At 41.6% G+C, this 16676-nt stretch carries 13 protein-coding genes; 2 read left to right on the forward strand and 11 right to left on the reverse strand.

Going from position 1 to position 16676, the window contains the following annotated elements:
- Positions 1-50: 50 nt before the first annotated feature.
- From MHI15_RS09480 to MHI15_RS09515, 8 genes are all read right to left on the reverse strand, one after another.
- Positions 51-1070, reverse strand: coding sequence for an endo-1,4-beta-xylanase (locus tag MHI15_RS09480; RefSeq protein WP_254848834.1), 1020 nt, complete (start codon positions 1068-1070; stop codon positions 51-53).
- A gap of 44 nt (positions 1071-1114) precedes the next feature.
- Entirely contained in the window at positions 1115-2647 is a 1533-nt protein-coding gene (locus MHI15_RS09485) for a glycoside hydrolase family 43 protein (RefSeq protein ID WP_341164365.1), read from the reverse strand.
- A 47-nt stretch (positions 2648-2694) separates the two neighbouring features.
- Positions 2695-3597: a carbohydrate ABC transporter permease gene (locus MHI15_RS09490; protein WP_139329891.1), complete on the reverse strand. Its 903-nt coding sequence runs from the start codon at positions 3595-3597 to the stop codon at positions 2695-2697.
- Positions 3598-3656: 59 nt separating this feature from the next.
- On the reverse strand, positions 3657-4625 hold the full coding sequence (locus MHI15_RS09495; RefSeq protein WP_076130468.1) for an ABC transporter permease: 969 nt from the start codon (positions 4623-4625) through the stop codon (positions 3657-3659).
- A gap of 87 nt (positions 4626-4712) precedes the next feature.
- Positions 4713-6419 (reverse strand): sugar ABC transporter substrate-binding protein, encoded by a 1707-nt coding sequence (locus MHI15_RS09500; protein WP_076280136.1) that lies wholly within the window; start codon positions 6417-6419, stop codon positions 4713-4715.
- Positions 6420-6534: 115 nt separating this feature from the next.
- A complete protein-coding gene (locus MHI15_RS09505) occupies positions 6535-8070 on the reverse strand; it encodes a response regulator transcription factor (RefSeq protein ID WP_341164366.1) in 1536 nt (511 codons plus the stop codon).
- Positions 8071-8087: 17 nt separating this feature from the next.
- A complete protein-coding gene (locus MHI15_RS09510; RefSeq protein WP_076184836.1) occupies positions 8088-9890 on the reverse strand; it encodes a sensor histidine kinase in 1803 nt (600 codons plus the stop codon).
- A 19-nt stretch (positions 9891-9909) separates the two neighbouring features.
- Positions 9910-11448 (reverse strand): response regulator, encoded by a 1539-nt coding sequence (locus tag MHI15_RS09515; RefSeq protein WP_076184797.1) that lies wholly within the window; start codon positions 11446-11448, stop codon positions 9910-9912.
- A gap of 261 nt (positions 11449-11709) precedes the next feature.
- Between MHI15_RS09515 and MHI15_RS09520 the strand changes: the two genes are divergently transcribed.
- Together MHI15_RS09520 and MHI15_RS09525 are read left to right on the forward strand one after the other, a co-directional pair.
- A complete protein-coding gene (locus MHI15_RS09520; RefSeq protein WP_341164367.1) occupies positions 11710-12912 on the forward strand; it encodes an MFS transporter in 1203 nt (400 codons plus the stop codon).
- Positions 12905-13570: a TetR/AcrR family transcriptional regulator gene (locus tag MHI15_RS09525; protein ID WP_076194117.1), complete on the forward strand. Its 666-nt coding sequence runs from the start codon at positions 12905-12907 to the stop codon at positions 13568-13570. Before MHI15_RS09520 ends, MHI15_RS09525 begins: the two co-directional genes overlap by 8 nt.
- Before the next feature lie 37 nt (positions 13571-13607).
- Here the strand turns inward: MHI15_RS09525 and MHI15_RS09530 are convergent, their stop codons facing one another.
- The 3 genes from MHI15_RS09530 to MHI15_RS09540 form a co-directional block, all read right to left on the reverse strand.
- Positions 13608-14678, reverse strand: coding sequence for a bifunctional transcriptional activator/DNA repair enzyme AdaA (locus MHI15_RS09530; RefSeq protein WP_341164368.1), 1071 nt, complete (start codon positions 14676-14678; stop codon positions 13608-13610).
- Between the two features lie 7 nt (positions 14679-14685).
- On the reverse strand, positions 14686-15474 hold the full coding sequence (locus MHI15_RS09535; protein ID WP_341164369.1) for an isocitrate lyase/PEP mutase family protein: 789 nt from the start codon (positions 15472-15474) through the stop codon (positions 14686-14688).
- A 162-nt stretch (positions 15475-15636) separates the two neighbouring features.
- Positions 15637-16563 (reverse strand): EamA family transporter, encoded by a 927-nt coding sequence (locus MHI15_RS09540; protein WP_076130480.1) that lies wholly within the window; start codon positions 16561-16563, stop codon positions 15637-15639.
- Positions 16564-16676: the final 113 nt, after the last annotated feature.

Below are 16676 nucleotides of genomic sequence, written 5' to 3' on the forward strand. Positions count from 1 at the left end.
GATTGAAAAGGACGGGTTCATGATTCGCAAGCTTGAGCAGGTTACCCGCTCTATGATTTGGTGACAGCGTTAAGCAATTGGTGATACGCTGGCTTAGGATTATGCTGCTCATCGAATAGAAATGGCCAATTTTTCCGTCCCCGAACAGGGAAGCCGTCCAGCCATGTATAGTCATCCGCTGCTCCCCAGAAAGTGACTGAGCTAATCACGTCGCGGTATTCTTTCAACAGAGCAAACATCGCTTCATAGCGCTCTGCCTGCAGCTCGAGCAGTTCAGCAGGTGCAACCTTTAAATCCATTCGTTTGTCATCGAAACGGAACATGGACACATCCAGCTCTGTCAATTGGAGCTGAATCCCTAAAGATGCATACTTCTCAATAGCAGCACGTATATCGTCTAAGCTCGGATCGTATAGATTCCAGTGGGCTTGCAATCCGACGCCATGGATCGGCACTCCTCGTTCCAGCAGCGACTTCACCATTTTATAGATTTTGTCGCGCTTAAGTGGATTAGACTCGTTATAGTCGTTGTAGAATAATAAAGCCTTAGGATCGGCTTCATGAGCGAATTCAAACGCTTTGCCGATAAACTCCGGTCCGACAATGTCCAGCCACTTTGACTGGCGAAGAAGTTCTTCTCCTTCATCTGCAATAACTTCATTTACAACATCCCAAGCATAGATATCTTCCTTGTAACGCCCAACCACGGTCTGAATATGTGATTTGAGCCGTGCAAGCAATGTCTCTTTGCTTACACACCCGCCCTTCTTATCCTCAAACAACCAGTCCGTAGTCTGGTTATGCCAGACTAAAGTATGCCCACGCATAGCCATATGATGTTTTCGGGCGAACGCAACCAACTGATCTGCTAGTTTAAAGTTATAAATGTCTTCAAGCGGATGCAGACTTTCAAACTTCATCTCATTCTCAGCGGTAATGCTATTGAAATGATAGGCGAGCAAGTGCTCCTGTGATTGTATCGTCATCGGGTTAACGGCTGCGCCAATTTTGAAATCCTCAGCAAATATTGTTTTTAGTGCAGGTTCTGTGTAATCACTAGCTTGTCTCAACAAGTTCCCTCCTGACAAAAGCATTTATATCAGTATTCGAATAATTAAGACTGATAATCGAACCAATCGAAGTAGGCAGGCACCTCAGCCACCTTGCCATGACCTGTTGCATATAATCCGATAAGAACACCCGTAAATCCATTTCCTTTTACGGCTTGAGGAGATAATGGATACGCTGCTGCTGTTGATAGCTTATTCCACTCCTGCCCATCCAAAGAATAAAGGAAGCTGTATTCGGTAAGCTCAGCCTGAACTTTCAAATAAATTCGCTCGGCAGTAGTTGGAACCTCTGCCGCTGTATGGGTTACTCCATCCATAGTCACATGAGCTGTAATCACTTTTTGCCCGTTTTTTTGAACAAGTCCAATTTCATAATGAGCATTCTCATCTAATCTGGCGCAAAGTCCAGCTTCCACATCAGCAATAGATGAAGGCATTTCAAGCAGCGTGCTCCATTCTGCCGAAGTATGCTGCTGTCTTCTGCCTACAAAAGCCACTTGGCCTACTTCACTGAGACCTGCAGATTGTCCTCGAAGAGATAACCATCCCTGTCTTTCGTTTAAGGACCAGCTTCCCTCAGCCGGATTCCGCAGAAAGGCTAATCCCAGCGGCAATACTTGATCATCAAAATCATATCTTCCACTAGTCTCAGGTTTTGGCGATTGACCAGGTACACGTGAAACCTTCATTTCCAGTCCAACTGTGTCTTCATTATTATCGATCATCGGCCATCCGTCTTCAGTCCAGCTTACCGGAGCAAGGAAAGTCTCTCTTCCAAGCACAGTGAATTTTGTATCTACTAGTCTTACCCCAAGGAATACGGCCCACCAATCCCCGTTACGATCCTCAATCAAATCGGCATGCCCTAAATACTGAATGGGATTGTCAGTACCGCTGTGCGTCAATATCGGATACGGCAATCGTTCAAACGGTCCATATGGAGAGGAGCTGCGGCCAATGATCTCCCGATGTTCCTTAGCCGTTCCTCCTGAAGCCGTCATGATATAGTACATTCCATTTATTTTGTACAAATGGGGTCCTTCCGTCCAAGGTCCGCCATCCCCAGTCCAGATAACAACAGGTTCTGTTAACGCTGCTCCCGTAGCAATATCTATCTCATATTGGATGGCATGGGAGTCATAATCTGCCCCCTGCTGGGTGGTTACATATACCTTTCCATCCTCATCAAACATTAGAGAAGGATCAATTCCTCCATAAGGAATACTAATCGGATCTGACCACGGACCCGCAGGGTCCGTAGCCGTAACATAGAAATTTCCTTTCCCGTGTACTTCGGTCGTTATCATGTAAAACGTTCCTTCATGATACCGGATCGTTGGGGCAAATATCCCCCCAGAGCTCTTGCTTTTACGAGTATCCAGCTGACTTACACGATTGAGCACATGACCTATTTGTGTCCAGTGAATCAAATCCTGACTATGAAAAATAGGTACGCCAGGGAAATACTCAAAGGAGCTGCAAACTAAATAGTAGTCATCCCCTGCCCGAGTGATACTTGGATCAGGATAGAAGCCTGGAAGTATCGGATTCGTGTATGTGATTGAAGATGGGGTCATAATTTAACAGACAACCTTCCTATTACTTAATAGTGATTGCAAGCTCCTTATTCCTTCACGCTTCCTACATTTAGACCGACCACAAAATATTTCTGCATGAATGGATAAACTAGCAAAATTGGAACCGAAGCAACGATCGTAACGGCTGCCCGTATGGAGATTGGTGTAACCATGGCATGTACCGACTCCTGAGTCATCCCTGTCCCGTTATTTACACTAGGGTTACTGTTCGAGTTCATAGTAGAGGATAGCAGCTTCATTAATTCATATTGCAATGTACTCAAGTTCTGGCGGGAAGAGGTGTAGATAAACGCATCAAACCATTGGTTCCACGCACCTACTGCAACAAAAAGGGCGATGGTAGCAAGAACAGGTTTACACAAAGGGAAGACTACTTTCATGAAGATCTTGAATTCCCCGGCACCGTCGATTCTTGCAGATTCCATAAGACTTTCATGTAAGGTACCAATATAAGTACGGATAACGATCATATTAAATGCACTTACCATGGACGGGATTACATATACCCAGAACGAATTGAGCAAATGAAGATCCTTCATAAGGAAATAGTTTGGAATCAGACCCGCACTAAAATACATGGTAAGGACGAATATAAAGGTAATATGTTTGCGGAAAACATATTCTTTCCGGCTTAACGTATACGCAAGCATCGTGGTTAAAAATAGATTCAGGATCGTAGATATCACTGTTCGTGCTACCGAAATCCAAAAAGCATTATAAATTGTACCTGAGGCAAAAACCGCTTTGTAGTTCTGTATGGTCCACTCTCTAGGCCATAAATAAATGCCGCCGCGGATGGTATCATTCCCCGCATTAAAGGAGACTGCTATAGTATTCAGGAATGGATACAAGGTAACAATAACTAGACAAACCATAAATATAGTATTGAAGGTGCTGAACACTACGGGTTCGAACCTCAGATTTTTCATCCGGTTTCCAGCATTACTTTTTGGAGATTTTTGAGGAATCAATTGAGTTTTTTCCATGATTATAACAGCCTCTCTTCCCCTAGCCGCTTCGCAGTCCAGTTAGCTAATAGCAGCAACGTTACACTTACGACTGTTTTGAAAATACCACCCGCGGTAGCTAAGGAATAATTCCCTTGCGCTATACCATATTTCAATACAAATATATCAATCGTTTCCGACCAATCTACGACAAGCCCGTTTCCTAACAAGTACTGAACCTCAAATCCAGCTTCCAGTACATGTCCTACGGACATTATTAACAGGATTACAATGGTTGCTTTCATGCCCGGCAAAGTTACATGACGCATTTTCTTATACCGGTTCGCTCCATCAATCTCAGCAGCTTCATATAAAGCCGGATCAATAGAGGCGATAGCCGCCAAGTAGATGATAGTACTCCATCCGACTTCTTTCCAGACGTGTGAAGCACCTACAATACCCCAGAAATACTTCCCTTCACTCAACCAAAGGATCGGTGAATCAATGAGATGCAATTTCATGAGCACGATGTTGATAATCCCGTCATTAACCGAAAGAGAAGTAGCTACAATGCCTGTTACAATAATCCAAGAGAGGAAGTGAGGCAAGTAGGATATGGTCTGAACGGTTCTTTTCCAAAATACATTTTTGATCTCATTAAGCAGCAATGCCAGTATTATCGCAGTCACAAATCCTAGAACTAGATTAATTAGGCCCATGGCCAACGTATTGCGCAGTACTCTCAAAAAGCTATCGTCCGTAAAAAGAAACTTGAAGTGTTTTAAACCCACCCATGTTTGTTCACTAAATGCTCTAGCTGGTTTATAATCTTGGAAAGCCATCGTCCATCCCCAGATGGGAACATAAGCAAATAGTATAATATAAAGCATTAATGGAACCGACATCCAAATCAGCTGTTTCTGATTCTTAATCAAGGTCATAGTAATCGGTTGCTTCTTTTTTCTTTTAGGATGCCGGTTAACTTTTTTCCCCGTTAATATCTCATCCATATATGTTTTCTCCCCACATCATCCATATATTTCAGAAAGTGGTTGGCCTAATAAGCCACCACTTTCTGATTTTTAAGCAAGCTCTAACTATTTAACACTCCAAGTATCAAATCTCCATTTAAGCTGTTCATTGATTTTGTCTTCATAGGCTTTGACATTCGCTTTACCAATTTCTCCAACAAAGTCATTCCAAACCTTATCGAATTCTGATGGACTGGCCAAGATTGCTTTTGGCAGGTATTTGGTTCGCAATTCATTCAGCTTCGTTTCGGCAATTTTGGCATCTGAGCCTTCAACAAGATCTATGGACCAAGCTGGATAAGCTACTGGATTCGGCTCAGGCTCGCTGAAGAAATCCACATAACTGTTGTAGCCATAAGCATCAAGAATTTCCTTGTCATACGGCTTGAGTGCAGCCCGGTATTCTTCTGGTTGAGCCGCAGCATCTGTTGAGTTTCCATCCTCAAAGAATCCTTGCAATTTCGGAGCTGTAGCATACCAAGCATCTGCTTTGTTGCTGAGCTTCCATGTAGCATCAACTGCGTTCTTCCGTTGTTCTTCATTTCTTATAAAACGGCCATTTTCCACTTGATAATCTTCACCTTCAATACCCCAAGTGAAGATTTTTTGCCAATCTTCTTGAATCAATGTATCCATTAGTTTAATAATTTTTTCAGGATTTTTGGCATTGATACTGATCCCGAAGCCATTATTCAAGTTCAGCGCTGGGCGATCCAGATAATAATCTTTAGTGCTGGTATCAAACACAAGTGGAAGTCCTACATAAGTTCTTTCATCTTTACCTTGTGTCCGGAGTGAATCTTCTGCTGAACCAAAGTTCCAGTGCTGATCAAACATTCCCAGAACGGCTCCACTAGACAGTTTCGCCAAATATTGATCGTAGTTTTGCACAAATGTTTCTTGGTCGATAACGCCCAATTGGTTCATTTCATTAAGCTTTTGATAGTACTGCTTAGCATAGTCTTTATCTGCGAAGATTTCTGCAACGTTATCATTAACTACTACCCCGCCATCATTAGGGTGTCCGATCAGATGCTGAGGAGCGTTAAACAACCCCCAGTTTCTCCAGTCGTTGTTAAGAATTTCGAATCCGATGGTTGGCGTTCCATCGATGGTTGGATTTTTTTCTTTATATTTCACAATGAGGTCAAAATACTCGTCCAAGGTCTTCACCTGTGGGTAACCAGCATCTTTCAGGATGTCCTTCTGAATCCAGAAAGCAGGACCTGCATAATAGGTTGTATTCACTTTACCGTTATACGCACCATAATTCGGAAGCGTATAAATATGTCCATCATTCGGGTCTTTCATCATGTTCCAGTAATCTGCGTAATGCGCTTTCAAATTTGGAGCATATTGTTCAATCAAATCTTCAAGCGGGATAAAAGCTTCCGCTCCTGTCAGCTTAGTATTGGCAGTCATCAAATCCGGATAATCCTGACCGGCAATCATTACGCCTAACTTCTGGTTAAGATCCCCAGCTAAGAATTCGAAATTGAAGGATGCGCCTGTTTTTTCTTTAATCATTTTATAAATTTTATTATCTGGTGTTGGTTGCTGGCCTGCTTCTCCAAGAAAGATACTAATTTCAAAAGGTTCAATCTTCTCAGAATCTGTTCCTGCAGCAGTTGAAGTGGCTGTTTCTGCTGGTTTGTCTTCCCCTTTAGCCGTCGTATTGTTGCTGTTATTTCCTCCGCACCCTGCTAAGGTAAAGCTTAGGGATAACACAGCAATCAGACTAAGTTTCCATTTGGATATTAACTTGCCCCCCATAAAGCACCTCCATATATTTGTTGGTGTAACAATGTTGTAAGCCCTTACAAGTTAAATTATAGAGGTGATAATCTTCTGAAAATACGCCAGAATTAAAGATGTACCCCCAAAAAGTTTAGGTATTAGTGTTTTTAAATTCGTTAGGGCTCATATGCAGCTTTTTTTCAAATTGCTTGAGGAACTGACTATAATTGCCATAGCCCACTTTTTCAGCGATTTCACTATTTTTTAATTTATTTTGTTGAAGTAAATGTACTGCCTCTTTTATTCGGAGGTTATGCAGCTGTTCATTGAAATTAATACCGTTCTTCTTGATCAATAATTGGCCCAGATATACCGGGTGCAGGAAAAAAACCTCTGATAGTCTCTTAATAGTAAGACATTCGCGAAAATGCTCTTCAATATAATTGTTAATCTCCTGAACAATCCCCTGTGATTTTAGGTTTTGTTCCTTAAGAAGGATATCGATACTGGCCTCGCCGCAGAATAGCAAATTACGCATTAAGTCCGTCAAGGTGATCATTGAGTCTAACATCGCGGGGATTCTAATTTGATTAGATAAGGAGGACTCATGAACTTCACTGGCTTCCGAGGTAAACTCAATAATCTTATACATCATATGAATAACAATTTTCTTCACAACCTCTGGAGCGATGCGCTGCTCACGGAAACTACGGGCTGCCGAGTTCACAGCCTGGTTAAAATCTGCGGAGTCCAGTGTGTTAATAGGTCTTATCAAGTCATCCATCAGTTGAATTTGATCATAGTGATAACTGAAGGGACTATCCTTAATCTCTTGATAAGTCAGGACCGCTGCATTTTCAGGATAATAAAAATAATACATTAATGCTTCTTTCGCCGTTCGGTAACTGTCCCCGATCTGAAGCAAGGAGCCTACGCCAGCGCCAGCTGCAATACACAAAGCTTGTTTTGGGTGTTCATTCAGCAAGGGAGTTGCGATCTGATCGATCACAGCTCCCTCAGTGGACAATGAATTGTATCCATATACGATTCCAAAACAATGACTCTCCAGATCCATCAGAAACATCGAATCTTTATCGGTTAGGAGGGCTGAGGCTTGCTCTCTGATCTCCGTATACAAAACCGGCTCTGTCTGTATCAAACAAATATTCCAATGGCTTTTCCCTTCCGATAGTCGGTTAAGGATCTCCTGATTCGACTGCTCAGCTTTCTCATGCAGCATTCCTTTCAGGAGAGAAACAGCCTCCTCTGCGGAGGCTATTTGATTTAAACTGCGCTTCTGAGCTTCCTGCTCCAGCTCCTGATATATCTCCAGCAATTCTTCTGCCGCCTCTTCGGGAAACACTGGCTTCATCAGATAATGATTAATTCCATAATGTATAGCTGTCTTGGCATATTCAAACTCACTATAACCACTTAGTATGGCAAATTTGATCTCCTTAATCTCAGCTTGTTGCCAAGCTGCGACCATCTCCAGCCCATTCATTAGCGGCATATTAACATCCGTAATTACAAGATCTGGCTCTAGCTGTTTCATTAACTCCAGTCCCTCTTTGCCATTGCTGGAGGTCCCACATACCTCAAAGCCAAGCTCCTGCCAATTAATCCACAGTTGCATCGCTTCAAGCGCACTAGGCTCATCATCGATCAATAATACTTTGTATTTCATAGGAGGTCCCTCACTTTCTAGCTATTCTTCCGTTCCAGGAGTTTTAGTGGAATGTCAAAAGTGACAATGGTCCCTTCATCCGGAACGCTGCTGATATCAAAACGGACCTGATCTTCATAGTACAATTCTAATCGGCGGTACACATTGCGGATTCCGATGTTCGTTCCTGATGACGCTTCATTTTGAACATTACCTAATAATTCTTGCAGCTTCTCTGGCTCTATCCCTTTACCGTTATCAGAGACGGTAACTTTTAATCGTCCCTCCTCCACTAACGTCTTCACTTTTATCACACCTAGTCCCTCTATGGCCTGTAGACCATGTTTGCAGGAATTCTCAACGAGCGGCTGCATGCTTAGCTTGGGAATCTTATATTGAAGCGACTGCTCATCGATCTCAAATTGATAGTCGAATTTATCCCTGAACCGGAATTTTTCAATTTTCAAATACATCTCGATGAAAGTCATTTCTTCTTCCAAGGTAACGAGATCCTCTTTCCAGCTCAGCAGCCGTCTAAGTAATTTCGATAAACTCTTAATGATATCCGTAACATCCGAGTAATTATTTTTAGTACAGACCACCAAAATGGCATTTAACGTATTAAACAGAAAATGCGGATTCATCTGACTTTGCAGAAAATTCAGTTCAGCTCTTACTCTTTCCATCTCCAGATTATTTTTTTGAATCTCCAGTTTATATACATCATTGATCAAGGAATTAATGGTAGTGGTCATCCTGTTAAAATTACGGATCAAGCCCCCGATCTCATCCTGACCTTCATCAATCCGAATCAGCTCAAATTTCTCATTGGATACTTTCTGCATATGTCTGGACAACCGTTTCACCCGATAATTATAGGATCTTAACATCACATATAAAAAAGCGGTTGTGATTAGCGTGACAATAGACGCCAAAATCCCTGCATAAATCCGAATCTCCATTATCGCTTGGGCAATACGCTCACCTTGTGTAATTCCTATTATCCGCCAGCCTTTTATATAACTAGCTCCGCCGACGGGTACAATATGCACATCCTCCTTGCGCTCATCATCCTGCAGCTTGAACACGGGATAAGGTTCCGTGGTGCCTCTTTGATACCCGCTTTGGGCAGACATAATAATCTCGTCCTGCTCGTTAACCAGATAAAGACTCAAGTAATCTTTTTCTCTGATAATCACGTCATATATTTTACTGAGATCCAAATCAATTCTAAGCAGCTTTTCAAATTTATTGTATGAGCTGTAAGCGTCCATTCGCTCAATAACACTCAAATAAGGCGCTGTAGAAATCACACTAGAGATGTCACTCATATGATAAGCGGCAAGAAACAGATGTTTATTCGCAGCCTTCGACTGCTTATACCATTCACTATTCATAACCTTTTCATTGATGACCTGATAGTTGCTGCCAGAAACAATGGAATCATTGTTCGTGAATACAGTAATCCGTTCAATCTGATTGTTCACCGGCATATAGCTATTCATGCGGCCTCTTAGCTGTTCATCAAAAGTGTCATAGAATTCAATAGAGTTCCCATACGTCCGCTCAAGCAATTCATACAGGTTCTTATCAGCAGAAAGCGTATAGCTGACAGCTACCCCACCTTCAATGAAGTCATGAATATCCTTTCGGGCTCTTTCTAAGGATATCTCTAGATTCTGCTGCTCTCTCGATTTGATCAGATCGGAAATCCGATCCAAAAAAACAAGGTTAATAATAATGATAGGGAGAAGAACACCTATGATATAAATAAGGGAAAATTTATAATTCAAGGGAATATCATTCACTACTTTTCTAAATCTGAATTTTTTTCTCTCCATATGAAACACCTTGCTTCCCCTAGAGCTGTTGGTTCTTATTCTCATTTTTATACACGGATGGTACTACCCCTACAAGCAGCTTAAACTTATCTATAAAATAATCAGTGTTAGAGAATCCCACCTGCACCGCTATATCCGATATCTTTAACTGTGTTCGCTTCAGCAGACTTTTTGCCTCTTCAATCCGTTTGGCATTTAGGTATTCACTAAAACCCTGACCCGTTTGCTTTCTGAACAGTTGTCCCAAATAGGTAGAATTAATATGAAATTGTTGTGCCAAATCCTGAAGCTTTAATTTATTCCGAAATTCCCGATCCACATACTGAATAACCTTGTAAATCGTATTTTGTTCATTCTGCTGCTCTAGTTCAGACAGATAGACGGCAGCCCGTTCACACAGACTTTGTACATAACGGCTTAATATAAAATAATCACTAAGCTCACCTAGATTTCCGTATTCTTGCTGAAGCTTAATCATAATCGTATCCGGGTCTCCATTCATTTGAGCTATAATTCTACAGATCGTAAGCTCTAAATGGGCCACTTTTGCTTTTACAACTTCAAGGGTCAGCAGATTCTCGACGAAAGCAGTGAACGCTTCTTTTACACAAGGCTGGATCTGTTCCGTATCATTCGTTTGGACCTTATGCAGCAGCTGTCTGAAATGATCCTCATGAGGTTCTTCCTTTTTCAGGCTCCTAAGCTCACTATAATAAAAGACCCCTCTTTTCTGCTGATGCGTTTTTCGTTTCCATACCTCAAGTGCCTGCCTATAAATCTCTCGAATCGAGCTCACCCCGACCATTCTGCTGCTAAGTGCTAGAAAGACCAGCTCCTGTGATTGTTCAGTGAGATCTGAATGCATCTGGTTGACGATAGTCTCCAGGCTCTCATTGCCGATAGAAGCAGACTGAAGAATGATCCCCGCTCTTCCCGATCCGTCTTGAAAGAAGCAGAAGTGTTCCTCGGAAAAATAATCACTTATCTGCGGTTGGAATGGATTCATAGAGGAGGCCGGTTCGATAAGAATACACATTAACTCTGCATCCGCTTGAAGCTTCAAGGTGTTTCGGGTTAGAAGCTCTAAATTTTCGTTATACTCCCCTTGGATCAGGCGGTTGATGATATTATTTACGATAAAAAATTGCTTTTTATCAAACTCCTCATTGGAAGCGATTTCATTTTGGATTATTGGAGTGATCCTGCTTAATAAAGCCTCTATTTCTTCATCATCAATGGGTTTTAATAAATATTCATTTACCCGCTGGCGCAATGCCGTACGTGCATACTTGAAGTCATCATATCCAGACAGAATCACAAATTTAGGAGGTTTCTCCATGACCTCATTCAACTTTGTAATAAGCTCAAGTCCGTTAATTACAGGCATATTAATATCCGTAAGAACCAGTTCCGGTTTATTCTCCTGGATAAGCCTCATCGCATCCGTGCCGTTTTGAGCTTCACCACAAACTTCATAACCGAATTTTTCCCAGTCGATCATCGTCCTTAGCCCCTCAAGAACCCAGGGTTCATCGTCCACGATCAGAACCTTAAGCATGATGTTCGCTCCAATCTTATTAAGTTAAGCCCGCGCTTTACACCAAAATATATAGATCATGCTATCATACTTGGATAATGATGTGAATTCATAAATTTTCCTTCTTTTGTTTAAAACAGTACTTTTTTTACTTGAAAAAACGTACAAAAAACGACGTATCCTATATTTCAGATACACCTTTACAAGGGCCCATCATTCCATTATTATGGTTTACATCGAGTAAAGAATTACATAGTGTAAACCATATGGGAGGGCTAAGATATGAGCAGCTTATCTAAGACTGCTAGATTTCCACTTTTCATTCTGATGTTGAATCTATTTATCGCTTTATTGGGGCAAGGTATGGTTATTCCCATTCTACCTGAGTATCTGAAGCTGTTTAATGCGTCAGGGGCTGCTGCCGGATATCTTATTGCAGCTTTTGGAGCAGCACAGTTTATTTTTTCACCTATAGGGGGACAGCTTTCGGATAAATGGGGAAGAAAATCAATGATCATTTCCGGAATGTTTTTAACGGTACTTTCAGATCTGATATTTGCTGTCTCTACGACATTGCCCCTACTCTATGTCGCTAGATTTATTGGGGGTATAGGTATCGGAATCATGGTTCCTTCCAATATGGCCTACGTCGCTGATATCACTACCCATGAAACCCGCGCTAAAGGTATGGGGTACTTGGGGGCTTCCATGAATTTGGGTATGGTGCTTGGTCCAGGGTTAGGCGGCATTATCGCTGGGTTTGGCATACGCATGCCTTATTTTTTTGCGGGTGGACTTGGGCTTATCGCTACGATACTTTGTTTTTATATGCCAGAGACACTCCCAAAGGAAAAACGGAAATCTGTTAACAAACAGGCCCCTCGCGAATCCATTCGTAATCAAATCGTAAATTCATTCCGGACGTCCTATTTCCGCTATCTTCTGCTCATTCTGATCATGACATTTGGTCTGATGAATTATGAAACGGTGTACGCCCTTTTTGTGGAACAAAAATACGGTTTTGATGCAACGAAAATCTCAATCATTATTACGGTTGGTGCTATTATAGGCATTATTGTGCAGATCTGGCTGCTTGATCATCTGATTAAGAGACTTGGCGAGATAAAGCTTATACGTATATCATTGGTGATGACCGCTATAACCTTATTGTTGATGATATTCAAAATCAATTTAGGTTATTTATTAGTTGTATCCGGTTTATTTTTTGCTTTTAATGCTTTTTTACGACCCACAGTAAGTACATTGATTGCCAACTCAGCTGGTGATCGGCAAGGATATGCTGCCGGATTAAATACAACGTATACCAGCATTGGAAACATACTTGGACCCATTTTAGCGGGATTGATGTTTGACAAACACATGGATATCCCCTATATTTTTGGGGCAATTATCCTGGCCTCAGCCTTTTTCATCACCTTACAAAAACCAAAAAAAGAACAAGAAAGGAGTGTAACCCATGACTGAGAATTGGCACCAGAATTTAAAAAACAGAAACCGGGAAGAATTGATTGCTGCGGCGAAGGATCTTTTTATGAAGCAAAGCTTTCTCAAAGTTAATATTAAGGATGTCTGCGACGTGGCTGGTGTAAGCCGGGTTACCTTTTATAAGCATTTCCAGTCCATGAACGAACTGATTTTTGAAGTCCAGATGGAAATCCTGGAGAGCATGACGCAATTTGTTAGAAGCGCACCTTCTTCAATTGAAATGAATGGTAAGCAAATGCTTGCTTCGATGCTTAATGCTTGGATTGATTATGCCCGGCAACACCCAGGTTACATCAAATTCATTCTTCTATTCGATTTGCATTTTGAAGCCTATGATTACAGTAAAGAACTCAAAGAAAATTACAGAAATTTTGTGATGCGGGGTAAAGAACGACATTTCTTAATGGATGCTCTGGAGGCCGGAGTTAAAGATGGATCATTAAAATTTGATACAGAACCCTTATCCACTGCTCATTTCATCTTCACGTCTATGATGGGTTTATTGCAGAAAATGAGCCTGATTTCCAAAGACGATTTCAACAACGAACTTCAGGATATTCAAATTGCTAACCGATTTGTGGACATGTTAGTTCAATATTTAAGTACAGAAAGTGATGAATCTCCTGCCTTGAAGTAAGGGGACCCATCACTTTCTCCGTAATAGAGAGAAGTAGTTAAATGAAATTATTCTCCTTTAAGGAGCGGTTAGACTCATGTTTGATTAACCAATCTTTTCTGGCAAGCCCGCCTCCATAGCCCCCCAATTCACCATTGCTATTTATCACTCGATGACATGGAACCAAGATTGAGAGTTGATTGGTGCCATTCGCCCTTGCTACAGCGCGGCAAGCAGAAGGATTGTTGATTTTCTCTGCAAGCTCCTTATAAGAAGCTGTCTGTCCCAGAGGTATTTTCCGGAGTTCATTCCACACCTTTTGCTGAAAGTCTGAGCCCAAATAACGAACCGGCGTTGTAAATTCCGTAAGTTCACCGGTGAAATACAGCTTCAATTCCTCCTCAATTTGGTGAAGGACGGCTACCTTTTCAGGTAATATAGTTGCATTTAAGCGAGTGCGTAATCTCTTGATTTCATTTTCAAGTCCCTTGCGATCCACAAATTCCAGCAGTAAAAGACTCTCTTCATCGGAGATGGCCAGCATAGAACCCAATATCGTTTCTATCCAAGTACAGTACAGCACTTTAATCTGCTTGGAATGATTCGGGACAGTCCCCATCGTTCGTGAAAAAGCATCCCTAAACCCATTGCTCGAATCGTACCCGCTTTCCAGTTGTGCGTTAATGATTGAATCCCCATTCCTAATATGTTTGAATGCCAGTCCTAAACGTCTAGAACGTGCATATTCGATAAAGGTCATTCCAAATTGCTTCTTAAATTGGCGGCGTGCCGTGTTTGCACTAATAGACAGCTCATCAAAATCTTTATCTGTCCATTTTCGTTCCGGATTGCTCTCAATAGCTTCTACAAGCAGCTTTACTTCAGGAGACATTTTTGTTGGATTGGATAGCGGCTGACACCTTTTACAAGGTCTATATGAAGCTAATAAGGCTTCCTTGGCTGTAGCAAAAAACTCACAATTTTCTTTTAATGGCTTTTTAGCCGGACAAGTTGGCCTACACATGATGCCCGTTGTTTTCACTCCTACAAAAAATACGCCCTCATAATTCGAATTTTTCTCGACCAGCATCTTATAATATTTATCGATATCCTGCTCATTAGTTATCATAGTGTGGTTAGCTCATTTCTAAATAAAGTCCTGAGGCATCAAGCGTTTGCCGGGCATTTTCTTGGAGGTTATGTTGTGCCTGAAAGAAACTACGCGGTCCATAGCTAATCCGTTTCACGCCAATATTTTGTAATTCATGATTTGAAAGCATACCGTCCATAACCATAATATTCACAGGCAGTGGCGATTTTTTAACAAATTGTTCAATCAAGCTTGGATCAGCGAGCCCCGGTATAAAAATCCCATCCGCTCCAGCGTCTGCATAAGCATAGGTACGTTCTATAGCTTGATTCACTATATCCATCGAATGTTCCTTAGCCTTGAAAAAGATATCCGTTCTAGCGTTAATAAACACGCGCTTTTGCAGTTCGGAGGCTACTTGTTGTATGGTTTTGATCCTCCGGCTTTGTTCGCTGGTCTCCCATAGTTCATTGTTAGGATGATTTACGATCTGATCTTCAAAATTGATACCACAGATGTCTAATTGAAATAACTGCTCCATGTTATGCGCTAAAATATCCTCATCTATAGCATATCCACCTTCGATGTCTACGGTCAATGGAACCGTTACTCGTTCGGCAATCCTTGAAATCATCCAAAGCATAAGCTCAAATGTAAGCTGTTCACCGTCCGAATATCCCCACGCTTCCGCCATGGAATAGCTGCTGGTTGCTACCGCCTTTGATCCAGCTTGCTCTATTGCTTTAGCCGAGGCTACATCCCAGCAGTTGTACAGGATCAGTGGATTTTTTTGATCATGCAGCGTTTTAAAATAGTCATAGTTTTTAGTGTTCATAAGTGGTCATCTCCATTTAGTTAAGAATAGAACCACTATATATTAGACATCCATTATCGATACCAGAAAAATTAACACCAATCTTTTTTTCCACAAAAAAAACACCGATAGATAATCTAATCCTCTCAGGATCAGATCATACCATCGATGCCAGTTTGCCGATTAAAGTTCTACCTTACGGAGTGATTGTTTTGGTGATGGTTTGGATGACTTTTTCCCTGTCCCCATCGGTAGGATTTGTGGAGCTGCGATCCCGATCAGAACTACGATAATCCCGATCCAGCGAAGTAATGATACCTCTTCTTGCAGAACTAACACGGAGGCTACTACAGCTGCCGGTAACTCCGCTGCCCCTAAAATCGCGCCTAGACCTGAACCCAGCTTCGGAACCCCGATCGAAAAGAACAGAACTGGAATTACGATGCCCAACAAACCTAGAGGTAGGCCGTATTTCCAAAGCCCATCGGTAATCGCACCGTCATATAAAAACGAAGGCGAAAAAACAGTCATAATAATAACCATTGCACTAGTGGTCATATACAAGCTTTTATTAACGGCAGGCACCTGCGTAGCTACTCGTCCACTCACAAAAATATAGAAAGCAAACGACACGGCTGACATTAAGCCAAAAATCACACCAGTGGTCGTAATTCCACCTATACTCGGCTCAAGGATGCCCCCCGCTAATACTGTACCAATTAGAAGGATAACCATCGAAATCACTTTTTCCCGACTAGGAAGTTTTCGATCTACAACTGCCTCCAGAATTACACCGATCCAAGTAAATTGGAATAACAGTACAATCGCAATCGAAGCAGGTAATTGTTCAACGGCGAAGCCATAAAATATGCCAGTTAAACTGATGGTGATCCCAGCGGCTAATAATTTCCCGCCTGTTTTTAACCCTAATTTCTTTCGAGAAAATAATAAGACCAGCAAGAGCAGCATACACCATCCAAAAAAGTATTGTGATCCTACCAATTGTTTCATTCTAAAACCATCGTTCATTCCAAGCTTGACGATCGTAGAGAGTGAGCCATAACTACAAGCGCCTAAAAAAACTAGTAAAGCATATTTGAATAACTTCATATTCATCGTAAACCTCTTCCCTTTCTCTTGAGCAAGCTCATTAACATAATAAAGCCCCTTGTCATCGAAATGACAAGGGGCGATTGAAACCAAAGAATACATCTTTGACAAAA

The organism is Paenibacillus sp. FSL H7-0918 (assembly GCF_038007025.1).
In the GTDB taxonomy this organism is placed as follows: Bacteria; Bacillota; Bacilli; order Paenibacillales; family Paenibacillaceae; genus Paenibacillus_AQ; species Paenibacillus_AQ odorifer.